Raw genomic sequence first — 21,979 nt, forward strand, 5'->3', positions numbered from 1 at the left:
CCTACTCTCTGTCTGTTAAATGGTCGGCATAACGGTGAACTCGGAGGAGAAGCTCCAGGAGAACCTCATACTCGTCATCCGAAAGACATTGTTTAATGTCATTAATAAATTGCTTTTCGACAGGGATGGTCGACTCGATCAATTGCTTGCCTTTATCGGTAATATGGACCAGAAAAGATCGGCGGTCCGCTATTCCTGTTTTTTTGTAGACAAGCCCCTTCCCCTCCAAATGATCCAATATTCGGGTGGTCGTCGGCTTATCCTTGCCCGAGCGCTCGCCAATTTCTTTCTGAATTAACCCATCGGCCCGGTTGATCTGATATAGGACCGACCATTGCTCAGGGGTAATATCGTATTCCTTGAGCCGATTCTGCAGCAGAAGCGCTAATTTACGATGAGTAATCCCCATTAGAAAGCCGATAGAATGGTTCAGACCGTTCTCCCAATTGTCCGTGCTCATCTTCCACATCACCTTTATCTTAATCACTTCGTAATTTAGTTGCTTTAACAACTATATGGTAAACAACGAGAGCTGTCAACGTAGAAATTAGAACCAATAGCAACAATCACCCGCTAAACCTACTGCAATAATCCATTATTTCTGATAAAACCTGCTTTTTTCAACGATCTGAAAAATTGAGATTCACAGATTCCTTCTACTGAAGCTTTTCTTGCCGCCCTTATAATGGGACGTGGTTCAAGGAGCGGAAACTTATACATGCAGTCGTTCACAAAGAAAACAGACTACCCTGCGGGTCAATTCATATCCGTAGGGTAGTCTGCCTTGCATAGAAGCGAGCACTCCACCTGAACTAAGAGCAAGCGGAGCGAAAGACGATATCCTTCAGTTCTCTGCCGGGGGATCGAATGTATGCGCCTTGTTCCAATGCTTGCCCCCATCCGATGTCGTGTACATGATGGACGGCTCGATGCTGTCGGTAATAATCCACCACACATGGTCGGCGTCGGCTGCAGCCAGCAGGGCATTACCGTAGCCCGGGAATTCCGCTTCGCCGTTCTCCCAGCTCTTGCCTCCATCCTTCGTCCAGCCGATCGTATTCGGATTGTCGCAGGCTGGACACTGTCCTCCCATGAAGGCAATCTTGGGATTCACCACATAGAGGGGGCCAGGCCTGGAGCCGGTATTCGAAGGAGCCTGTGAATCGTTGTCCGGGAAGCCCGGGGCAGGTCCTCCACCGGCTGTTGAGTTGGCAAGGACCGTCAGCCAATTTTCCCCTCCATCCGTCGTATGGAACAATGAATAGGATGTTTGAGTCATTCCGGAATCCCCGATAAGCTCCACCCATGCATCGCCGGCTCCGGCCGACCTGATTATCGACCCATTTAACGGCCCCGCCGTCTTGCCAGACATGACGTTCTGCCAGTTCACCCCTCCGTCGGTGGTTCGCTGAATCTGGAACGATTGATCCCCTTGGGTAACCGCCCATCCGTTGGCCGCATCATGATAATAGGCTTCGCCAACGATAGACTCCGGCACGGGCAGCGCGGTCCAAGTCTTGCCCCCATCTGTCGTATGCTGGTTCCCGATAAACGCTTCCTGCGAGGAGACGAAATGAAGGAATTCTCCTATCGGAACCTTCCCCGCCGGAGCCCATTCTCTCCCCCCATCCGTCGTATGCAGCAAAGGACGATCCGCAGCGGCTTCAGAATCTTCTCCTAACACCGCCCAGGCCTCTTGGCCGTTCAGCGCAAACAGCTGCTTTACCGTCTGCTGTCCTTTATATTGAACCGTCCAGCTCTTCCCGCCGTCCTCTGTGCGGGAGATCCATCCCTTCCCCCCGCTCCACCCGGAGGAAGGATCTATCAAACGCACAGCGGTGACAGGGCTCATCATTGCCTGCTGCGAATCGGAAGAAGGCGGGCTTGTCGCTTTATTCGAATCCGGATTCGGCGTGGCTTGCTGCGGGCTGGAAGAGCTGGAAGGAAGAGCTCCCCCCGAATTCTCGGCCCGGGGAGATTCACTTGGCTCGGAGCTGGAATCCGTGCCTGAAGGAGTCATCATCACTCCTTCAGATTCGCCTGGATTCGGAATCTCCTGACCATTCTTCACATCACTGCAGCCGGCAGAAAGAAGCAGAACCGCCGACAGAATCACTGCAACTATTTCTTTGCGTTTACAACCCATGTTATCTCTCCTCGTGTCTCTTTATATTAAAGGACAGGGCAAAGGTTAATTTTGTTCCCGATTTCAGAAAATCGAGTGGAGTTTATTTTGTTTAAAATGCTCCTTCCATGATGACTCCCCAACCCTTTCCTAGCTTATTAATACAAAAACAAGCATCCCAAACCTTATGGAAGAGGATGCTTGCTCTGTAACTATGATATAGCTTTCCAGCCATGATGAGCTTAGTTCGAGCTTGAACTGCTATTTTGCAGAATCGTTAAGCCTTCCAAGTGCTTTACTTGCTCTTTCAAATCTTTGGTCCGCTTTAACCATTCGGTATTCGACTCCACTCTGCCGGCAACCTAATGCATAGTATCGTTTTTCTGATAGAGGTGCTGCAAATAACGCCAGCGAACTGCCAGGAAATAGACGATTTGCACAGCGATAAAGGAGACTATGACCACGATGGAATCCGCCGCCACGGAATAATCGACCAACTGCTGCAGCGCCGTAAAGGCTACACTGCTATGGATAAGAGCCAGGACGAGCGGCAGGAAAAAGAGAAGCACAAGCTGGCGCGTCACCATTCTTCTCAGCTCCGATCGGCTTAAACCGATTTTGGATATCATCTGATATTGCTTTTCATCGCGTTCCAAATCGGCATATAGACGGAAGTAAATAAAACTTGCCGCAAATGTAAAGAATACGATGCCCACCAATACACTGACAATCATTAAAATACCATTCTCTTGTTTAGACGTTAGCCATTCGAATACTAAGGCGGAAAAATGGTATTCCGCTCCTCTATCTGACTCCAGCGAATCCAGCAGCTTTTGCGAGACTTCCCTAGATTTTTGCCATTGATCTACTGCAAAAAAATAATAGGTGCGTAGACCATATTCCTCCATAGGCATCTGGTCGTACAAGGCGTCTGAAACGACGATTACCGTTCCTCCGAAATTGGAAAGGACGATGTAGGGCATCGCTTTCTGGACAGATAAAGAGATGTCCAGCTCCCCTTTCATGAGAGGAATAGAGGTCGGGACATTAGTGGACTGCTTCTTATACCCGTCTCTTTGACTGACCGATGTTGGCGTCAACAGGGCTTCCTCCCCCTGGATCGTCTCGCTTTCATAACCGAGAGCACGGGCCAAATCATTGTAATCGCTAAGCTTCAGAACGGTATGACCGTCATCTGTATACTGCGGAGTGGCTTTAGCCATACGGTAGGAGAAATTGGCTTCAGCCAGCTGCTTTCCGATTTCCTGAATGTGCTTATGCTCCTGGGCATTCTCCGGACTGGAGGAATAAGTAAAGGCAAAGGGATTCACCATCTGAGCCAATCCCGGACTTCCTATAGCCAGGCTGGTACCGATGCCGGTAAAGGCGACCGCCGATATAATCGAAACCATAAAGAACATAATCGCATTATCTTTCATCCGATAGGTCAGCTCCGAGAAGGTCAGCAGATTGATCTTTCGGAAAAATAGCCAGTCCCTCTTCTTTAATGCCCGGATCGTGTAAACACTCCATTGCGTGAATAAAAAATACGTCCCCAACACGACAAAACCTACACCCGCAGCTAATGACAGGAACGAAAACAGAAAGCGCAAAGCAAAGAGAAATACGAGTCCGTAGCCTAACCCAATAAACAGAACAGCCAATATCGAGAGCCACACGGATGCTTTAGGCTCCGGCTTCGGTTTATCCTCGGCTTGAATCAGCTCCACGAGCTGAGTTCTTTTACCCATTCTAAAGGTAAACAAAGCGATAAGCAGAAACAGGAGGAAGAACGCACCGGCGGTTGTCCATACAGCTTGCATGGGGATATAAAAAGGCAGCCCGTTTTGAATGAATAGAATGCTGGCGCTAATTAATAAAATGAGCTTGGAAAAAACAAGGCCCACGAGGATTCCGGTAATAATCGAGGCGATCCCGATGATCATATTTTCAATAAAAACAAGCTTGTTCAATTGCCGGGGCGACATCCCGAGCAGCATCAGAACACCGAAGTCCTTCTTGCGTGTTTTAAGAAACGCACTGACCGAATAGAGCAGGAAGAAAAAAGAGAAGATGAAAATCAAATATTGAGAAATCTGCATTCCCATCGTTCCCAGTTGACTCATCGTTTTACTAGTGGAAGCCAGCTCCCCTTGCAGATTCGGATGAAATAGAAGCAAGGCATACGTAAAAAAGATCATGACCGAGAAGGCACTGCTCAGAAAATGAGCGACATAAGTACGCTTATTACGAATAATATTATTAAACGCGAATTGGCGAAAAGTCATGCCCATCCCCTCCCAGCAGCGACAGAACATTGATAATTTTTTGATAAAATGAGGCCCGGCTGTCCCCACAGTGAATTTCATTATAGAGCTGCCCATCCTTAATGAAGATGACACGGTTACAGTAGCTGGCAGCCATCGGATCGTGGGTCACCAGCATCATGGTCGCCTCCTCTTCTTCATTCAATTTGGCCATCAGCTCCATGACATCGCGGGCCGCTTTGGAATCGAGATTCCCCGTCGGTTCGTCGGCCAGTACCAGCTTGGGGGTATGAATCAGCGCCCGGGCAATAGCCGTGCGCTGGGCTTGGCCTCCCGAAATTTCATAGGTTCGCTTGTTCAAGATCGATGTAATCCCCAGCTTCTCCGCCATCACTCCGAGCCGTCGGTTCATTTCTTTCAAATTCATTCCGTCCAAAGTTAGTGGGAGAACAATGTTTTCCTTGACGGTTAGCGTATTAAGAAGGTTGAACGATTGGAACACAAAACCAAGCTCCCGCCGGCGAAAATAAGCCAGTTTGTCTGGGGACAGGCGATGGGGATTTTCCCCTTGAATCCGGACTTCTCCCGCTGTCGGAGAATCGATAGTTGAGACCAGGTTCAGCAAGGTGGTCTTCCCGCTTCCGGAAGGCCCCATAATTCCTACAAATTCCCCTTTGTTAATAGTCAAATCTATATTGGTAAGGGCCTCGTATGGAATTTTTCCCGGGTAAATCTTATTGAGCTCGCGCGCTTTTAAAATTTCCATGAATCTTCTCTCCTTTACTCACTAGTTGCTGGTAATTATATATGTGGCACTAAAGAAAGCTATCATTCCGTTCCGAAGGAAAGTGCCCCCGAAGGCTTCAAACATCTAAACTGTTACCCCAAAAAGTGAAGTGATGCTTCGTAGTGAAGTCCTATTACTTTTCGGGGACCCCGAAACCAACAGATTCCTTCTATATAGATAGGCCTTCGGATAGTAGGAATACAAAGCCAAAACTCGCCCTGGAAGCATCTTTCTTTCTCCACTTCATGAGCTTTGAAATCTTTAGTGCCGAGCATATAGTTTACTCCAGCTTTGCCGTTTTTCATATAAAACAATCTTTCAATAGTCTAACAACTTTGTAAGGTAATGAAATGAAAAAATCGATGAATGACAGACATTCATCGATTAATGGACGGCGTACGGAAATCTAATGCGCACGGTCGTTCCTTGGCCGACTTCCGATTGGATTTCAATTTCATGATTCAGCTTCTCTATCACTTCCTTGACCAGATACAGCCCCATTCCGGTAGACTCTTTAAACTGCCGGCCATTCTCGCCGGTATAGAAAGGATAGAACACACGGGAAAGATCCGAAGACGGAATCCCTACTCCACGATCCTTAATTTCGAGGATGACGGCGCGATTCTGTGAAGAAGCGGCTACGGTCACCTTTTCACGGTTCCCCGCAGAATATTTGATGGCGTTGGACAGCAGTTGCTGAAGAATAAAGCGAAGCCACTTCGCATCCGTTTCCACCGTAAGCCCGGAATCAACTTCGATTTCCGGATAGACGTAGCTGCGGATAAATAACCGCTTGTTCTCCCCAATCACTTCATTGACAATTTCTCTTAAACTTACTTTGTCCACGTGAAAATCCTGCTCGAACGTTTCCAGTCTTGCCATGTAGAGCACCATTTCGAGCCCGGCCCGCATTCGATCCGTCTCTTCCGTAATGCTTTCAAACTGCGGGCCCTCTCCATTCTGGGCAATTAATTCGATGACGGACAGCGGAGTCTTCATTTGATGAACCCATTGATTCATAAAGGTCAGGTGGTTCTGCTGCTTCCGTTCCCAGCTTTTCAATTGCTTCTGATAATGGCTGTATTGAGACTGGAGCAATTCGTTTAAAGCTCTGGATAAAGGAGCGGCATCCGCGTGTTGGATCGATTCTTTAAGCGAGGCTTGCGGGCTGGATAATCGCTCATATAATTTACGATGGCTCCAGTAGCGATAAGCCAAATAAGCGATCAGCAGACAAATGCCTAGAAAAACAGCATACAGCGCGGTTGGCAAATCGCTGTATCCATCAAACCAATAAACGAGCAGCACGATGAACAATTGAACGATCGTAAACCCGATAAGCGGGAGATGCTCTCGTACAAATAGCTTCATAGCCCTTCCTTCTCTTCCCAGACGATATTCAACCGGTAACCGACGCCGCGAACCGTTTCCAGAGCGTCTTCAATGCCAAGCTCCGCCAGCTTCTTGCGGATTCGCGTTATATTAACGCTGAGAGTATTGTCATCAATATACGTATAATCGTCCCAGAGCTTGTCGAGGATAATTTCCCGGCTGACGATGCGGGGACAGCGCTCCAGCAGTGTTTCGATCAGCACGGTTTCTTTTTTCGTCAGCGGAACCATTCCACCCTTCAGATGCAGCTCCATTCTTTCCGGATATAGGGTCAAGCCGGACTTCTCGACCGTCCGCTCGCTCATTTGAGCCGCATAATCGCCATACACGCGCCGCAGCTGGCTGCGGATTTTAGCCATGACAACCTCATAATGAAACGGCTTCGTTATGTAGTCGTCCGCCCCATTCTCGATGGCCCGCACCTGATCCATCTCTCCGCTGCGCGCAGAAATAAAAAGAATAGGACAAGTGGAAACCGTACGAATTTGGCGGCACCAGTAATATCCGTCAAAGCTTGGCAAATTAATATCCAGCAGCACAACATGCGGCTGCGCCTCTATAAATACGTCCAGCACACGCTGAAAATCATTGACGACCAGCCCTTCATCCCCATATTTTTCGATATAGGACTGCAGTAACTCGGAAATTTTGGGATCGTCCTCCACGATCATAATTTTATACATAGCCTATTCTCCCTTGATTTGGCATCGAATAATATTATTTATTAGATTTGCGAAAAGAAGCCCGTTGAAGGAATGAACTCCATGATGGTCGAAAATAGTAACATCTCAACTTTCAGGAGGGGAATATGGATAACAGTGTGGCTATCCTGCGTGAAGCTATAGAAGACTACGGCCTGGATCCGGATAAGCTGATTATCGTAAAAAAGCTGTCCGGCCATTCCCATGGCGACTCTCATTACCAAATTCGAATTCAAGACAAATGCTATTCCGCCCGATTCATAAGCAACAAACGATATGACCATGATGTTTTTATTGATTTAACGGATGCCGTGCTAGAACAACAGATGAAATTCATTGATTTTTTAAATGGCCACGGCATTCCTTTTATGCGGCGATTTACTACGTTAACCGGTCATTCCTTTAAAAAACTTAACTGGAATGGAACGGACTATCGCTTTTTGTTATTCGAATGGATAGACGGTATTCATATGACCCGCTGTACAGAAAAGATTGCCTACAAATCTGGGGTAATGGCTAGACAATACCATAATGTTTCCTCCAAGTTCAATGCCTCGCTCCCCAAAATATCTCACTTCGAAGGAAGTATGAAGTGGTTATCCATGATTAAAGACACCGCCGGCAATGCAAGCCTTGCACCTGAAAACTCAGCTATTCTGCAGGAGTACATTCAACTGGCAGAACATCATATAGAAGCCGCCTACTCCTCTCCCGCCAATGACTTTATTATGCAATCCGATCTGAATCCACTGAATATAGTTTGGGATGAAGGGGAGAACATTGTCGGGCTGGTCGATTTTGAGCACATTGGCTATACCGATCGGGTCGAGGGTCTGGCTTGGCTAATTAAATGGTATTCTCGGCCGGAGGGGATCGCATCCCACAGCTTCTCACCACATCTCGCCCATAGTCTGTTACAGGGATATGGCGCCGAAGATTTCCTGCGGCCGGAGGATTGGATGCGACTGCCCTCATTAATCTGGCTAACGGGCTGCCTGAATTGGGGATTCGTCCGTGCCACGATCCAAATCCTCCAAGGCGGAGAAAAACAGCCGGCCTTCCAGCTGCAACAACATTTGAACAAATATCGGCAGCGAGGAGAGAAGCTATCCTCTTTAGTTTCCAAATAAAATGAACGTTTGCATGGCTCCCCCATCCATTCCGGGAATCAGATGGATCTTGCACTGGAATCTCATTACCCATCATCCATTCTTCCGTATAAGGCTCCGTCAGACTGTTCAGATAGTTGAATAAAGGCAGTTGGATAAACATGGAGAAATAAAGCCATTGACACGAAACCCAAAGGTTTCATACAATCAAAAGAGAAACCAAATAGTTTCGTAATGACAAAGGAGTGAGGCTATGAAGGAAGAGCTATTACAAAAATTACGCTACAAAAATGGACAAGCGGCTGTTCTTAATGCCCCTTCCGGCTTTAGCCTGGGCATTGAAGACGGTGAGATGCTGGATGGAACCATCTACGATTTCGTGCTATTGTTCGTCAATAATGCTCGGGAGGCGGAGGAATGGTTGCCTCGAGTCCTTCCGCTATTGAACGAGGACGCTCTGTTCTGGATCACCTATCCCAAGCAAAGCTCGAAGGTCAAGACCGATATTAACCGGGATACATTAAATACAATGGTACAAAATAACACTGTTTACAGAGCTGTCAGCAATGTATCGGTGGACGAAACTTGGTCAGCATTGCGTTTTCGTCCTCAAAATAAGGTCAAAACAAAAAAATAACTTTAACTGTGCCCAAGGAGGAACATGATGATGCAAAAGAAACCCGATACTCTGCCCGACATCCGTCAGACAAAACGGCTGAACGCCCCCATTCAAAAAGTATGGGACGCTGTTTCAACTGCCGAAGGTCTGGCTGCCTGGTTTATGCCGAATGATATGCAGCCTGTAGTCGGCCATGAGTTTCAATTAAACGCCGGACCGTTCGGCATGTCCCCCTGCAAAGTGACGCAGGTCGACCCGCCGCGCCGTCTTTCTTTTACATGGGGCAAGGATTGGAGCCTGACTTTTGAATTGATCGATTTGGATGGCCAAACGGAGTTTACGTTAATCCATTCGGGATGGGATATCGAAGCCGTTACCGAATTTGGCGAATCCCACGCCTTGGTCCGCGATCGGATGAATGAAGGCTGGGTCGGACTTGTCAAGAAGTTGAGCACCTATGTCGAGAATGAATAAGAATGCTGCTAAGGTAGACGTCTTTCAGGCTATCGCTGATCCTACCCGCCGCAAGCTGCTCGAGCTGCTGGGAGATCGGGAGATGTCGGTGACCGTAATTAGCGGGCACTTCCCGATGACCCGAACGGCTGTCTCCAAGCATCTGCGAATTTTGACTGACGCCGGTCTTCTCAAAGATACAAAAGTAGGCCGGGAGACACGATATCGCCTTGAACCGGAGCCGCTGCTCGAGCTGAAGCGCTGGCTCGCCTACTATGAGCGGTTCTGGGAGAATAAGCTGTCCGCCCTTCAGCGCTATGTCGAATCAGACAGGTCCGGGTCCGACGTTCCGGAGTCTGTTGTATCGAAGGCTGCTACACTGGAGGAAGAGGGCCTATCGACTGAACCGGGCTTGGCCAATCAGCCGCACTCATCGGACAAAGCTCCGAAAGGAACGAAATCAAGGAGTACTTCTGACTCCTGAGGCGGTCAATCGGATTAAATGCGCGCTTAAAGTGCAAAAATGCACTTCAATTCTATAGTTTTTCCCTTTATTGAAATTAAGGTGTAAAAGTGCTCTTCATTCTCCACATTTTTCGAAAATCGACGATTTCGATAAATTAAAGGGTACTTTCGCACTCCATTTGCTCAAATTGAGAAAATGCTCGAATTAAGGGGTACTTTTGCACCCGATTTCACGAATTTGCAACTTGGCTCTCTACTTGCCCTGTACACATCAAAACCCCGCACTGCCGAAAGTGCGGGGTTTTGTCCGTTCAACTTCCATCCTTTTGGAAGGAATTGATGAATCGCCGTTTAATTTTCGAGTTCATCATTGTCTATTTTAATTTATAGGTGTCTATCGCCTTCCTTATCCGTTCATTAAGTAACGTCAAATCAGGGGGATCGAGCGGCTTGTCCTCCAGGTTGAACTTGGTTTTCAACTGCAGAATCCTCCGAACGCTTTCGTCAATCCTCTCTTCGGAAAGCGTGCCGTCCGCTACGCTTTGCTTCAAGGCGGCAGTCACTTCATCGACATTAGAGTATTCATGAGCAATGAGAAGAATATCGGTTCCCGCCTGCACCGATAGAACAGACGCCTCCCCGATTCCATACCGGTTCACAATCGCTCCCATGGTCAGGTCGTCCGTCAGGATGACACCCTCGAAGCCCAGCTTATCGCGTAATTGGCCCGTCACTACCGCCGGTGATAAGGAAGAAGGATATTGCTCATCGATTTGCGGAAACAAAATATGAGCCACCATAATAGCGTCCGTCCCTTCCTCAATCGCTTTGACGAACGGCTTCCACTCCAGTTCGGTCAGATCCTTCTCGCTCTTATGAATAACCGGCAAATCCAGATGGGAATCCGTCTCGGTATCCCCATGCCCCGGAAAATGCTTGACGACCGGAATGACCCCGGTTAGCTCCATTTGCTTCATAGCTTCGATCCCCATGGAGGACACGATTTCGGCTGTCGAGCCGAATGAGCGGTCTCCGATAACCGGGTTCTTCGGGTTGTTATTAATATCGAGCACCGGAGCAAAGTTCATGTTCAAACCCATTGCCTTAACTTCTTCGCCGAGGATAGCGCCAATCTCCCCCGCCGCTTCCCGGCTATTCCATTGCCCGATTTCCTGTGCGGTCGGCAGAAGATCAAGTCCTGGCAAACGACTGACTCGCCCGCCCTCCTGATCTACAGAAAGCAGCAGCGGGACAGAATGGCTCTCGTTCCATTGCTTGAGCTGGTTTGCGAAACGAACGACCGAGGCCGGATCGGCCAAATTGTTTTTATAAAAAATAATCCCTCCGACATGCTGTTCCTTAATCATTCTTTCGTCCTCGGATGAGGCGGAAGTCCCTTGTACACCGGCAATGATCATCTGCCCGATTTTTTCCTCCAGCGTCATCTTGTCTATCCTTGCACGAATAGCGTCCTTCTCCGCTACAGGTGCAGACGGACTCGGAGACGGCTCGGGACTCGCCTCGGGCGAAGGGACTGAAGATGGAACGGGAGAGGATGGATTAGCGGGAGTGGTCTGCTGGTTCCAGGAGCATCCGGACTGTAGCCCGATGAATAACATAGACCATAAACCTAATAGTACGGACAGCTTCTTCATGTTTATCACCTGCTAGCCTAAATTTATTCGTTTATCATACCATACCAAGGGTTCCATCCCAAAATCATATCATTTTACTTCTGCTGCGAACAAAATGCGGTATGAAACGACAATCCCCGAATCCATTGGCTTAATAATCGGTTTTCGCTTTAAATTAATAAGGCGTTAGACTCTTGTTACTTCTGTGCCCATCTATGTTATGATTAGACTAAACCCTTAAAAAGAGAGAGAGGGATAAAAACCTATGCTAGATCAGCAACAAAGCACCCAGCCAACGTTCGATCAGAACATGTTTCTTAACACTTTGCGAAAAAAACGGACCAAATGCACAGTTATTACCGTAAATGGAGTGCAGATTAAAGGAACCATCGGAGCTTTCGACAAATACGTCATTGTCCTTCAGGATTCCTTCGGCAAGCAGCACACCCTTTACAAATCCGCCTTGTCTACGATCATTCCAGAATTCCCGGTCGATTTACACCCCTCTTCTGCAAGCCAATAAGACACAACAAAGCCACCGGCGACGGATCGCGGTGGCTGTTTTTATTCCTTTTGTCCCGAACCTTCCTTATGGCTCATTGCAGTGAACATTTTCTCCAGGCATAAATTCCCTCTTTACCCGTTCGTTTAGAGGTACGTTATCCGAGAACAGGTGCGGATCGAACCGCAGCATTCGGTTGAGAAGCTCCGTCATCGGAACCGTATGGCATATCCTGACTTCAGCATCGCCCCACCGGCCCTTAACCAACGCCCCTTCTTTCTCCAGAACCTCTTCGACTTTCCAGAAATGCTCCGACCAGGGTAAGCCGCAGTGCCTCCGTGACGGGACCGGGATCTCTGTTCCATCCCCCAAGATCGTGTATAGCTGTTGATGCCCCTCTGTAAGCCGGCCTGGAATATCGACCCATTCCTCCACACCGTGGATGAATGTATTGCGGCGGAGATCGACGCCCACCAGCAGGATGGTCGCTTGCCGGTCCAGCAGCTTCCCCCATGCCGACCCTCTGGCGCAGGGAGTATCAAACCGTTCGTCCCCCGCTGTAAAGCTTTCCGCGTCGCTTCCCAAAGCAGCGACAGAATGTGTCGGGTGCCAGGAACGGATTACTTGGGGCCTTTTACGGAACAATTCCGGCAAAATACCGACGCATGAAGGAGATTCTTCTACATAAAACCGGGGGTTCTCCGCGTTAATATAGGACCACGTATGGGTTGGCAGCACCAACAGACCGTCTTTCATATACTCTGACAACGCATCTAAAACCGTATCGGCACCCCCCTCCACCTGCCCCATACTTTTCATGGAGGAGTGAACCAACAGCGTTCCTGTACGGTCAATTCCCAATTGCTCCAATTGATCTATTAATATGGATTTGGTATACATTCCAAAGTCCTCCTTCTTTATATAAATTAACTGCATTAGCCTCGTGGCTGCTGCGGCTAAATCTGCTCTCCTCATAAACGATAATGCTATTTCTCCAGTAAGTCCAGCGGCCGGACGGTGAGATGTAGAAAAAATGTAGAATTCTCCTCGAACCCGACTCTCTATATCTGCTATTCTGTTACAATATACATGATTTTACAGACTACGGAGGACTGAGTAGAGAATGTCTCAGCTTATTGCAATTGTGGACGATGAGCTCCATATCCGGCAAATTGTCGAAGCTTATATGCAGAAAGAAGGATATCGCACGATCGGCCTATCATCCGCCGAGGAAGCGCTGGAGCTGCGTAAAGTCATGCCGCCCGATCTGTGGGTATTGGACATCATGCTGCCCGGAATGGATGGTTATCAGTTCTGCCGGCAGATTCGGAACGTTGACGAAGTGCCGATAATAATGATTTCCGCCAAGGATGAAGAAGTGGATAAAATTTTGGGACTGGAGCTCGGCAGCGATGATTATTTAACGAAGCCGTTCAGTCCGCGCGAGCTGGTAGCCAAAGTGAATCGACTGCTATTACGGTGGTCAATGCAGCAGGTTAATGGCAGAACGGGAAGCGAGAGCTCTCCCAAGACGCTGCTTGCCGGAATTCTGCAAATTTTTCCTGAGGAAAGAAGAGTGTGGTGGCACGGCACCGAGCTGGAGATGACCGCTAAGGAGTTCATGCTGCTGAATATATTGGCAGATAAGCCGAATCATGCTTATTCCAGAGGCGAGCTGTTGGATGCGGTGTGGGGAACGGATTATTACGGCAGCGACCGGGCTGTGGACGATTTGGTGAAGAGGATACGCAAAAAGATGAACCGTCTCCCGTTAGAAACGGTGTGGGGATACGGATATCGGCTGCGCTCCACGGAAGAGGAGAGCTGGTCATGAAGCTGCTGACCCGTCTGAATCTCGCCTTCGGCTTGCTTCTTCTGTTCCTCTTTGTCGTCACCGTCTGGTTAATGAACAACTTATTGCTCGATGCACTGATTGACAGTCAACGTAAGGAAATGCGGGAGCAGGGCAAAGCCGTCATGCTGCATCAAACCTCTCTTCACAGCAATGACCCGGAGAGAAAGGTCGATCTGGTCACCCGGATCCTATCGCCAGGCGCCAATATGGCCTTCATGTATTCCAACAATCAAACGCTCTCCTTGGCTGGTTCCGAGAGCGATAGCGGGTATGCGGAAATCGTTCAGAACGCCCAAGAGCTCGCTATTGGAGAAGACAAGGTGTGGAAAGGACAGCAGGGCACCTATCTGATCGAAACGATACAAACGAATAATGTTTCGGACAAGCTCGTCGTAGCATCTCCAATGGAACGATTAAAATCGCTCCAGCTCAGCATCATCCAACGGATGATCCTCATCTTTGCTATGGGCGCCTTGTTCGCTCTCCTGCTTAGCGTATTGATTACACGAAGGCTGGTTACCCCCCTGTCCACTCTGCGGGATGAGCTGCACAAAGTACAGAATCGCCGTTTCTCCGAAGTTCAGCGGGTGGAGGCGGGCGGAGAAATCGGAGAGGTAGCTTCCAGCGTCTACAAGCTGGCTGCCGAGCTCGACGGCTATCACAAGACGCAAAAGGAGTTTTTTCAGAATGCATCGCATGAACTAAAGACTCCTTTAATGAATATTCAAGGGTATGCCGAAGGCATTCGGGACGGCGTTTTTCAAGAGGAACAGGCGAAGCACGGAATGAACGTCATCGTCGAAGAGTGTGAACGGCTTAAAAGGATCGTAACGGAAATGATGCTGCTGGCCAAGCTCGATATCGAAGAAGGAATTTTCCAGCATACGGAAGTATCGGTCAGTCAAATCATTGCCCAAACGATAGAGAAGCTTGATCCGCTCGCCCTCCAGAAGCGGATAACGCTCGATTACAAAGAAGATGAATCTGCAGGAAGCGGCCATCCTCCTTTTATCTATGGCGATCCGGACAAGCTTCTTCAAGCATTGGTGAATGTAATCGCCAATGCGATCCGACATGCCCTTACGAAAGTCAGCATACATACCTATTGCAAGGGCCGGCAGCTCATTATTGAGGTGGCCGATGACGGTAACGGGATTGCGGAAGAAATCGTTCCGAAGCTTTTCTACCGCTTTGTCAAAGGAAACGACGGAGAGAACGGTCTTGGCCTAGCGATTTCCCGGGCCATTGTGGAACGTTGCTCGGGAACGATTTCCGCTGCGAATCGGCCCGAAGGAGGAGCCCTGTTCTGTCTCTCCTTCCCTCTGCTGGAGCGTTAAGGAAGAAAGTCGATTTCCTTTCTCGTTTTACACAATTTTTACACAATTTTTTCGTCTCTAAACCCGAAGATTATGCTCTAAGTTTGCCGATATATATCATGATTCGGAGTGCTGCTCCTCGTCCCCGCCGGTAAAGAATCTCGAACCCTAATACTACTTGCTCCGGCTGCATATTAAACTACCAAGGAGGACATTGATGTTGAAGCTAGTAAGGTCTAATAAAATCGTTCAGGTTGTACTGTCTATCGCAATGCTTTTCTATTTCATGGGCGCAGGCAGCGCGATGGCGTCAGAAGAAATTTCCCGGCTCGTTCTGTCCAAGAATGAGCTAAAAATGGAGATCGGCGATACACAATCGTTAACAGCTACCGCAGTCTATGTAAACGGCAAAACAGACGAAGTGACGATCAAGACGGATTGGGTGAGTGAGAATCCGGAGGTGGCTGCGGTCTATGCCGGCACCGTTACCGCTAAAGGCGAAGGAACCGCGGTCCTAACGGCAACTTATCAGGGCAAAACGGTTGTCGTCAACGTGAAGGTTCATAAAAAAGTGAAGGCGCTGACGAAGGATAAGCATTCCCTGCAGCTTCGTACCGGCGCTAAAGAGCAAGTCGCTTTAACCGCTTTTTACAGCGACGGAACTAAGGAAATCGTCACGGAAAAAGCCGAATGGAGCACCGACAATTATGAGGTAGCGACAGTCGTCAACGGTACGGTCGAAGGATTGGGCTCGGGGACGGCAACCATAGTAGCCAAGTACGGAAGCCAGTCGATTTCGATTCCCGTAAGCGTGGAATTGGTCCGCCGGCTCGATCCGGACAAGCCCCAGGTTAACCTGCTTGTCGACGGTACGGAGAAGGTGACGCTTCAGGCTACCTTCCCTGACGGAACGGTAGAAGATGTGACCGATAAGGCCGAATGGTCCAGCAACAACGAAGCTGTGGCGGACGCCATCCAGGGGGAAATTACTGCTTATGCTCCCGGTGAAGCCGTCATTACAGCGAAATATGGCAGCAAGTCGGCTACGATTAAAGTCGATGTCGATTCCGCCAAAAAACTCGAGGTCAACAAGCAAAGCTTATTCATGCGGGTGAACGATACCGAGCAGTTTACGTTAAAGGCCACTTATGCCGATGGACGAATCGAAGACATTACGAGTACAGCCAAATGGACCTCCAGCAACGAGAATGTCGCATTTGTCAGCAACGGAAAGGTCCACGCTGCCGCTCCGGGCGAGGCTGTTATTACGGCCCGCTTCGAAACGAAATCGATTGACATTGCAATTGATGTTGAGGTTCCGAGAATCCTTGAAATCGATCGGGAATTTCTTACTCTGCAGCGCGGCCAGGCAGAGCAGTTGAAGCTGTTCGCCACTTATCAGGACGGAACCCGCGAGGAGGTAACCGTCAAAGCGGAATGGAAGTCGGATAAAGAAAATGTCGTTTTTGCGACGAAAGGCAAAGTAACCGGGAAAAGCTCCGGGGAAGCTACCGTGACAGCGAAGTACGGGAATAAAACGGCATCCATCGTTGTCGATGTGGACATCCCGAGAAAGCTGATGGCGGACACCGACTCGATTGCCTTGCAAAAAGGCGATGCCCATCAGGTTATTCTTAATGCCGTGTTCGCAGACGGCCGGATGGAAGAGATTACGGATAAGGCGGAATGGTCGGCGAGCTCCGGCTCCGTGGAAGTTCGCAGAGGGCTGGTCACTGCAACGGAGAGCGGCGAAGCTAAAATTATCGCTAAATTCAGCGGCAGGTCGATCACCATTCCCGTCTATGTAGATGTCGTTAAAGAGCTTGGCGCGGATCGAAAAACGTTGATGCTGAATCGGGGGCAAACGGGTTATATTAAATTAACATCCACCGATAAGGCCGGAAACACCCGCGACGTTACCCGCGATGCGGAATGGTCGTCCAGCGCCCCCAAATATGCCGAAGTAAGCAAAGGAGCGGTCACTGCCTTCGAACGAGGCAAAACGACAATAACCGCCAAATACGGCGGTCAATCCGTCAGCATTGCGGTAGAAGTCGATATTATTGAGAAGCTGACCGCCGATACGCGTGTCCTGTCTCTTAAATCCGGCGATCAGGAGGAAATTGTCGTGACGGCTACCTTCTCCAACGGAAGCGAGAGAGACGTAACGGCCGAAGCGGATTGGAAAACCTCCTCCTATAAAGTGGCCGACGTCGATCATGCGGGGCAAGTAACCGCAATCGGTTACGGGAAGACAAAAATTACCGCCTCCTATGGCGGCAAATCGATCTCGGTGGCAGTGGACGTCGATACATTGAAATATTTAAAAACAGATGTGGTTCAGCTGGAATTGAAAAAAGGACAGACCTACCATGCCAAGGCCATCGCTACTTATGCAGATAACAAGGACGAAGACGTCTCCGTAGCTGCCTACTGGCAATCGTCCAAAATTATAGTAGCTGATGTTAAGGACGGAATCATCCAGGCGCATGGGCCCGGCAAAGCAACCATTACGGTCAAATTCGCAGGGAAACGAACCAAAATCGTCGTTACGGTTAAAGAGTAAACAAGCATAAATCCCCTTTCCGCTTCAAGCGGAAAGGGGATTTATTTTAGTGCTCTATTCAAGGTGCTATGCAATAACCCATCTCCATAAGGCATAGACACAAGCCGCATTAACGGCAATCAATGCAGGAATACCTACAGTGAAAGAAGGATGCTTCGTTTTATGACGATAGCTCTGCATCCCTATCCAGGCACCGAGCCCGCCTCCGGCCCAAGCCAAACCAAAAAGCCTCTTCTCCGGTATTCTTCTTTTTCCCCTGGCTGCCAGTGCTTTATCGCGTCCCATCGCTCCATAGCTAATGACATTGATCAGCAGCAAATAAGCTATCATCCATTTCAACAATCCCCGCCCGTCCTTCCCCTTGTCCGTTGCAGACACTTTACCGATACCAGTTAAAATCCCGCTCCAAGCTGAATTTACCCGATTCCCAGATTCCATACTTGTGGTCTATGGCGATAATGCTAATGGATTTTCGTCAATCTTGCAACCCATGCTGCATTTATTCGGGTACCCTGTAGAAGTCTGCCGCCTCAAGTTCCCATCGATGGATACACAAATTCAACCTTCGGTCGCCCTATTTAGCCCAGTCGTGTATAATAGAAACCAAATTTGTAAACATAAAGGGGTAAAGGAGGTTCAATCGTTTGAATATCAGGGAAGTAGATTTACCGGGGATCGGCCGCAAATTTGAACTCAAAACTCGCTCAGACTACTCCATGGTCATCGTTATCCACGATAATGGGCTGCGAGAAATTTATCATTTCGGAGAGAACGATCCGGAAGAGTGTGTCTCGAACATCTCTCTTGAAGACGATGAAGCGAGACAAATGGCTGCCATCATTGGCGGGATGAGCTACAAGCCTAAGGCGTTGGAAGAAATTGAATTGTCCCTGGAGGACTTGATCATCGAATGGTTCAAAATTGAACCTCATGCCGCTTGCGTCGGCAAAACGATCGGGGAGCTGACCATAAGGCAAGCAACGGGCGCTATCATTATTGCCGTCATAGACAAAGCTGAGCAGACTAAAATTATTAACCCTGGCCCCCAGCACAAGCTAGCCGCCCATTGCACTCTTGTCGTAGCCGGAGAAAGACAGCAGTTGAAGAAGCTGAAAACCATTTTGCAGGATGGCTAGAACCTCTAGCGAATAAAGTAAGGCAATGCGGAGCTCACCTATTGGTTGAGCATACCGCATTGCCTTTTTTGAAATATGAAATTACCCGTCCTGCAGCTTCTGTTCTTTTTTATCTTGACCGCTTATCTTCAGGATCAGGTTGTATATCCTTTTGGATTCCTTAGTTAACAGCGGACCCAGTATAGCCAGCAATAGGACATACAGCACTGCAAAGGACTGAACGACAGGAAGAAGTCCGCCCGCCTTGCCGATATTAGCCATGATGATAGAGAATTCGCCCCGCGAAGCTAGTGTAAATCCTATATTGAAGGAAGCACGGTTGGAAATCCCGGCAATCCGGCCGGCCAGCATTCCGGCCCCTACATTTCCGATAATCGTCAGCACGACCGCGATAATCGCCATGCCTACCGCTCCGCCAAGAGAAGACGGGGCGATGGTTAATCCGAAGCTGAAGAAGAACATCGCGCCAAAAAAATCACGGAACGGCACTACCAACTGCTCGATCCGTTTGACATGGGCCGACTCAGCCAGTACAAGCCCGACCATAAGCGCTCCAATCGCTTCCGCGACATGCGCAGTCTCGGAGAAACCGGCAATTAGAAACAACGCAGCCATTATAACGAGCAAAAATAATTCGGATGAAGAAATATTCAAGCCTTTGTCAACGTATTTGATCACCTTTCGTCCTACGATGAGGAACAATAAGATAAAGATAAGCGCCGATAAGGAGGTCAGAAGCACACCGATGAAGGAGGTAGCCCCGCTCAGCACCAGTCCCGACAGTATGGAAATGTGGACAGCGATAAATAAATCGTCGAACATAATCATTCCCATAATAATTTCAGTCTCCCGATTTGCAGTCCGTTTAAGATCAACCAATACTTTGGCCACAATAGCCGTGGAGGAACTTGTCATAATCCCGGCAATGACGAGCGTTTCTTTTAAAGGCATGTCCATCATCCAGCCTACGAGCAGTCCAAACAGGAAATTAATAATAATGTAGAAAAGACCGCCCATGACAATCGCTTTACCGGATTTCATCAAGCGACTTACGGAAAACTCCAGACCTAGATAAAACAACAGGAACAGGACACCGAGCCGCCCCATAAAATCAATAAACTCCATACTTTCAATAAAGCGAAAGTCGAATATCCAAAAATGAGGTGCATGAGGTCCGACAGCCATTCCAACTAAAATATAGAAAGGAATAACTGAAAAACGAAGCTTTGTGGCAATCAATCCAACTGTGGCCACCAAAACAACGGCTAATCCGATTTGAAAAACGATCGTATCCATAATTCCCCCCCTGTTGTTATTCGTCTCCTGACAACAAAAATTGCTTTAGTTTTTTAATGTGCTGTCTTTCTCCAGCGACAATCAGGGTGGAATCTGCCGTCAGCTTATATTCAGGCCCTGGATTAATATATTTTTGACTGCCCTTTTCGACCACTGCGATGACCGATGCCCCCGTCTTTTGCCGCACATCCAAGTCGCCTATCGTATATCCTATACATTTTGCAGTGTGCTCAATTTTATACCACTCGATCACTAAACCATCTAACGCGACATCAATCGTTTCCAACGCTCTAGGCCGATAGGTCATGCCTCCTACAATGGCCGCGATCAGTCTGGACTCATGATCGTCCAATGTGACCATAGAAAGACTTTCCTCCGGATCCTCATGTTGAAAATGAAACAGCTCGCGTCGACCATCGTCATGAACGATAACGACCAGTTTATCTCCGGCACGGGTTTCCATCTGGAACTTGCGGCCAATTCCCGGTAAATCAGACTCACGAATATTCAAAATCTATACCCTCCATTATTTCGTAATCACTACATGAAGATGTCTTCGCACGCTAAAAAGCAGTACAAAACAGGCACCTGGTTTTTCAGGATCTGATTTACCATAATGGTAATTCAAATCGCAGGTGAACACATCAAAAGTCTTGAGTTTCACGGATGAAATGGATGTATAAATTAAATCACGAACGTCGAAGTAAATTTAATAGGGATGAGAAATAAGCTCCTTATGGAGAGTGGAATAAAAAGGAACAAATAAATAAAAGAAGGTGCCGTTAATGATAATAAAAGCTGTGGAAAAAGCATAATCCAGGATATGGATTTAAGAGGCCACGGAGTACTCGATGTGGTTGGATTTCTAAAGCTGACTACGGAGTGTTCCTTGATGGAAGTAGTCAATGTAGGAGATTCTTCAACAAGCGGGTGACTCGTATCGACATACGTGGAAGCAGCCACGAAACAAACTAACAGGATTAGCGCTAGGAATAGAAAAGAGAGCCTATGACTTGGACTAGAGATTCGTGGAGCTAGGGCCATTAGCGCACCTCCTGTTGTTAAAGTCGATGAACGGTCACCTTTAAGGGCGAACATCCCGTACAACCTATGGATAAGAGCATTCTGTATTAAAAACCTAATATTTAGTTAAAACATATTGGAATAAAGCAAGAAAAACTCCCTAACACCTACATGTAAAGACTATAAAGAAGAGTCTTCCAATAAATAAGGTTATCATTCCAACTGTAACCAGTCAAGTTTCAATATAATGCTTCTGTACAATTTTCCTCCCTTTCATGACATAAATAAAAAAGGCCACTGTCTTTACCCTGAATGGGCGCCAGACAAATGACCTTGGGGATATGAACTTGTATGGAGCCTCCTGCCCGTCAACAAGCTTCGACCGTTAATCGTTTATTAGTTCTACTCCGCGTTGCGAACTTTAATAAACAATTTGCGAAAAACATCAACCGGACGCATTCCCAATTCCGTCTGGGCCTTTCCCGGTACTTCCTTACGTAACTGTTCGTTCACCCGTCGATCATTCTCCATCGCAATAAATAAACATACGCTTCCCAGTAAAACCAGTCCGATGGTGACGATCGGAAGTAATAGACTCATCTTAACGTCTCCCTTTTAATCATTGGATAATGAACAACAATGATAATCATTATCATTATTGTATTCGACTTTCAGCCAAATTTCAATGCCTTTTATAATAATATTCTGAGCATTTAATTTGGCTCCTATTCAT

At 48.0% G+C, this 21,979-nt stretch carries 20 protein-coding genes and 1 pseudogene; 9 read left to right on the forward strand and 12 right to left on the reverse strand.

The genetic code is table 11. The features are described from left to right. Window position 1 precedes the first annotated feature (1 nt). The 6 genes from KJS69_RS07025 to KJS69_RS07050 form a co-directional block, all read right to left on the reverse strand. The gene (locus KJS69_RS07025) at window positions 2-460 is read right to left on the reverse strand and encodes a MarR family winged helix-turn-helix transcriptional regulator (protein ID WP_213582956.1); all 459 of its coding nucleotides are present in this window, start codon (window positions 458-460) and stop codon (window positions 2-4) included. A gap of 384 nt (window positions 461-844) precedes the next feature. After that, window positions 845-2,146 (reverse strand): beta propeller repeat protein, encoded by a 1,302-nt coding sequence (locus KJS69_RS07030; RefSeq protein WP_213582957.1) that lies wholly within the window; start codon window positions 2,144-2,146, stop codon window positions 845-847. A gap of 341 nt (window positions 2,147-2,487) precedes the next feature. Next, complete coding sequence (locus KJS69_RS07035) at window positions 2,488-4,413, reverse strand: FtsX-like permease family protein (protein WP_213582958.1); 1,926 nt, start codon at window positions 4,411-4,413, stop codon at window positions 2,488-2,490. After that, entirely contained in the window at window positions 4,388-5,158 is a 771-nt protein-coding gene (locus tag KJS69_RS07040; protein WP_213582959.1) for an ABC transporter ATP-binding protein, read from the reverse strand. The genes KJS69_RS07035 and KJS69_RS07040 overlap by 26 nt, the downstream gene beginning before the upstream one ends. Window positions 5,159-5,563: 405 nt before the next feature. Beyond that, a complete protein-coding gene (locus KJS69_RS07045; RefSeq protein WP_213582960.1) occupies window positions 5,564-6,550 on the reverse strand; it encodes a sensor histidine kinase in 987 nt (328 codons plus the stop codon). Next, window positions 6,547-7,254 (reverse strand): response regulator transcription factor, encoded by a 708-nt coding sequence (locus KJS69_RS07050; protein WP_213582961.1) that lies wholly within the window; start codon window positions 7,252-7,254, stop codon window positions 6,547-6,549. Before KJS69_RS07050 ends, KJS69_RS07045 begins: the two co-directional genes overlap by 4 nt. A gap of 125 nt (window positions 7,255-7,379) precedes the next feature. On the opposite strand from KJS69_RS07050, the gene KJS69_RS07055 reads away from it, so the two are divergent. From KJS69_RS07055 to KJS69_RS07070, 4 genes and pseudogenes are all read left to right on the forward strand, one after another. After that, a complete protein-coding gene (locus tag KJS69_RS07055) occupies window positions 7,380-8,402 on the forward strand; it encodes a phosphotransferase enzyme family protein (RefSeq protein WP_213582962.1) in 1,023 nt (340 codons plus the stop codon). Window positions 8,403-8,634: 232 nt separating this feature from the next. Then, window positions 8,635-9,018: a hypothetical protein gene (locus tag KJS69_RS07060; RefSeq protein ID WP_213582963.1), complete on the forward strand. Its 384-nt coding sequence runs from the start codon at window positions 8,635-8,637 to the stop codon at window positions 9,016-9,018. Between the two features lie 30 nt (window positions 9,019-9,048). Beyond that, window positions 9,049-9,474 (forward strand): SRPBCC family protein, encoded by a 426-nt coding sequence (locus KJS69_RS07065; protein WP_213583083.1) that lies wholly within the window; start codon window positions 9,049-9,051, stop codon window positions 9,472-9,474. Next, window positions 9,467-9,790, forward strand: a pseudogene (locus KJS69_RS07070) (ArsR/SmtB family transcription factor); the annotation flags it as partial. The gene KJS69_RS07065 and the pseudogene KJS69_RS07070, both read left to right, overlap by 8 nt. 502 nt (window positions 9,791-10,292) lie before the next feature. On the opposite strand, the gene nagZ reads toward KJS69_RS07070, so the two are convergent. After that, entirely contained in the window at window positions 10,293-11,573 is a 1,281-nt protein-coding gene (nagZ, locus tag KJS69_RS07075) for a beta-N-acetylhexosaminidase (RefSeq protein WP_249730398.1), read from the reverse strand. A gap of 244 nt (window positions 11,574-11,817) precedes the next feature. On the opposite strand from nagZ, the gene hfq reads away from it, so the two are divergent. Further along, window positions 11,818-12,075: an RNA chaperone Hfq gene (hfq, locus tag KJS69_RS07080; RefSeq protein ID WP_213582964.1), complete on the forward strand. Its 258-nt coding sequence runs from the start codon at window positions 11,818-11,820 to the stop codon at window positions 12,073-12,075. A gap of 66 nt (window positions 12,076-12,141) precedes the next feature. On the opposite strand, the gene KJS69_RS07085 is transcribed toward hfq, so the two are convergent. After that, the gene (locus KJS69_RS07085) at window positions 12,142-12,954 is read right to left on the reverse strand and encodes an AAC(3) family N-acetyltransferase (RefSeq protein WP_213582965.1); all 813 of its coding nucleotides are present in this window, start codon (window positions 12,952-12,954) and stop codon (window positions 12,142-12,144) included. A 223-nt stretch (window positions 12,955-13,177) separates the two neighbouring features. Here KJS69_RS07085 and KJS69_RS07090 point away from each other — a divergent pair, with 223 nt between their 5' ends. From KJS69_RS07090 to KJS69_RS07100, 3 genes are all read left to right on the forward strand, one after another. Continuing rightward, window positions 13,178-13,888: a response regulator transcription factor gene (locus KJS69_RS07090; RefSeq protein ID WP_213582966.1), complete on the forward strand. Its 711-nt coding sequence runs from the start codon at window positions 13,178-13,180 to the stop codon at window positions 13,886-13,888. After that, entirely contained in the window at window positions 13,885-15,246 is a 1,362-nt protein-coding gene (locus tag KJS69_RS07095; RefSeq protein ID WP_213582967.1) for a sensor histidine kinase, read from the forward strand. The genes KJS69_RS07090 and KJS69_RS07095 overlap by 4 nt, the downstream gene beginning before the upstream one ends. A gap of 196 nt (window positions 15,247-15,442) precedes the next feature. Next, window positions 15,443-17,791: an Ig-like domain-containing protein gene (locus KJS69_RS07100; protein WP_213582968.1), complete on the forward strand. Its 2,349-nt coding sequence runs from the start codon at window positions 15,443-15,445 to the stop codon at window positions 17,789-17,791. A gap of 66 nt (window positions 17,792-17,857) precedes the next feature. Here the strand turns inward: KJS69_RS07100 and KJS69_RS07105 are convergent, their stop codons facing one another. Next, window positions 17,858-18,133, reverse strand: coding sequence for a DUF1294 domain-containing protein (locus KJS69_RS07105; RefSeq protein ID WP_306434396.1), 276 nt, complete (start codon window positions 18,131-18,133; stop codon window positions 17,858-17,860). 302 nt (window positions 18,134-18,435) lie between these two features. Here KJS69_RS07105 and KJS69_RS07110 point away from each other — a divergent pair, with 302 nt between their 5' ends. Next, window positions 18,436-18,927: a cation:proton antiporter regulatory subunit gene (locus tag KJS69_RS07110; RefSeq protein WP_213582969.1), complete on the forward strand. Its 492-nt coding sequence runs from the start codon at window positions 18,436-18,438 to the stop codon at window positions 18,925-18,927. Between the two features lie 81 nt (window positions 18,928-19,008). Here the strand turns inward: KJS69_RS07110 and KJS69_RS07115 are convergent, their stop codons facing one another. The 3 genes from KJS69_RS07115 to KJS69_RS07125 form a co-directional block, all read right to left on the reverse strand. Then, window positions 19,009-20,223 carry a cation:proton antiporter gene (locus tag KJS69_RS07115; protein WP_213582970.1) on the reverse strand — a complete coding sequence of 405 codons (1,215 nt, stop codon included), beginning with the start codon at window positions 20,221-20,223 and terminating at the stop codon, window positions 19,009-19,011. 16 nt (window positions 20,224-20,239) lie between these two features. Continuing rightward, window positions 20,240-20,737: a cation:proton antiporter regulatory subunit gene (locus KJS69_RS07120; RefSeq protein ID WP_283777445.1), complete on the reverse strand. Its 498-nt coding sequence runs from the start codon at window positions 20,735-20,737 to the stop codon at window positions 20,240-20,242. 911 nt (window positions 20,738-21,648) lie between these two features. Continuing rightward, window positions 21,649-21,846 carry a hypothetical protein gene (locus KJS69_RS07125; protein ID WP_213582973.1) on the reverse strand — a complete coding sequence of 66 codons (198 nt, stop codon included), beginning with the start codon at window positions 21,844-21,846 and terminating at the stop codon, window positions 21,649-21,651. Window positions 21,847-21,979 lie beyond the last annotated feature (133 nt).

It is taken from the genome of Paenibacillus sp. J2TS4, from assembly GCF_018403245.1.
Lineage (GTDB): Bacteria > Bacillota > Bacilli > Paenibacillales > NBRC-103111 > Paenibacillus_L.

Bases quoted from the DNA above. Each gene is read 5' to 3' on its own strand.
- KJS69_RS07025 (WP_213582956.1), bottom strand. From the start codon at position 460: ATGAGCACGGACAATTGGGAGAACGGTCTGAACCATTCTATCGGCTTT.
- KJS69_RS07030 (WP_213582957.1), bottom strand. From the start codon at position 2,146: ATGGGTTGTAAACGCAAAGAAATAGTTGCAGTGATTCTGTCGGCGGTT.
- KJS69_RS07035 (WP_213582958.1), bottom strand. From the start codon at position 4,413: ATGACTTTTCGCCAATTCGCGTTTAATAATATTATTCGTAATAAGCGT.
- KJS69_RS07040 (WP_213582959.1), bottom strand. From the start codon at position 5,158: ATGGAAATTTTAAAAGCGCGCGAGCTCAATAAGATTTACCCGGGAAAA.
- KJS69_RS07045 (WP_213582960.1), bottom strand. From the start codon at position 6,550: ATGAAGCTATTTGTACGAGAGCATCTCCCGCTTATCGGGTTTACGATC.
- KJS69_RS07050 (WP_213582961.1), bottom strand. From the start codon at position 7,254: ATGTATAAAATTATGATCGTGGAGGACGATCCCAAAATTTCCGAGTTA.
- KJS69_RS07055 (WP_213582962.1), top strand. From the start codon at position 7,380: ATGGATAACAGTGTGGCTATCCTGCGTGAAGCTATAGAAGACTACGGC.
- KJS69_RS07060 (WP_213582963.1), top strand. From the start codon at position 8,635: ATGAAGGAAGAGCTATTACAAAAATTACGCTACAAAAATGGACAAGCG.
- KJS69_RS07065 (WP_213583083.1), top strand. From the start codon at position 9,049: ATGCAAAAGAAACCCGATACTCTGCCCGACATCCGTCAGACAAAACGG.
- nagZ (WP_249730398.1), bottom strand. From the start codon at position 11,573: ATGAAGAAGCTGTCCGTACTATTAGGTTTATGGTCTATGTTATTCATC.
- hfq (WP_213582964.1), top strand. From the start codon at position 11,818: ATGCTAGATCAGCAACAAAGCACCCAGCCAACGTTCGATCAGAACATG.
- KJS69_RS07085 (WP_213582965.1), bottom strand. From the start codon at position 12,954: ATGTATACCAAATCCATATTAATAGATCAATTGGAGCAATTGGGAATT.
- KJS69_RS07090 (WP_213582966.1), top strand. From the start codon at position 13,178: ATGTCTCAGCTTATTGCAATTGTGGACGATGAGCTCCATATCCGGCAA.
- KJS69_RS07095 (WP_213582967.1), top strand. From the start codon at position 13,885: ATGAAGCTGCTGACCCGTCTGAATCTCGCCTTCGGCTTGCTTCTTCTG.
- KJS69_RS07100 (WP_213582968.1), top strand. From the start codon at position 15,443: ATGTTGAAGCTAGTAAGGTCTAATAAAATCGTTCAGGTTGTACTGTCT.
- KJS69_RS07115 (WP_213582970.1), bottom strand. From the start codon at position 20,223: ATGGATACGATCGTTTTTCAAATCGGATTAGCCGTTGTTTTGGTGGCC.
- KJS69_RS07125 (WP_213582973.1), bottom strand. From the start codon at position 21,846: ATGAGTCTATTACTTCCGATCGTCACCATCGGACTGGTTTTACTGGGA.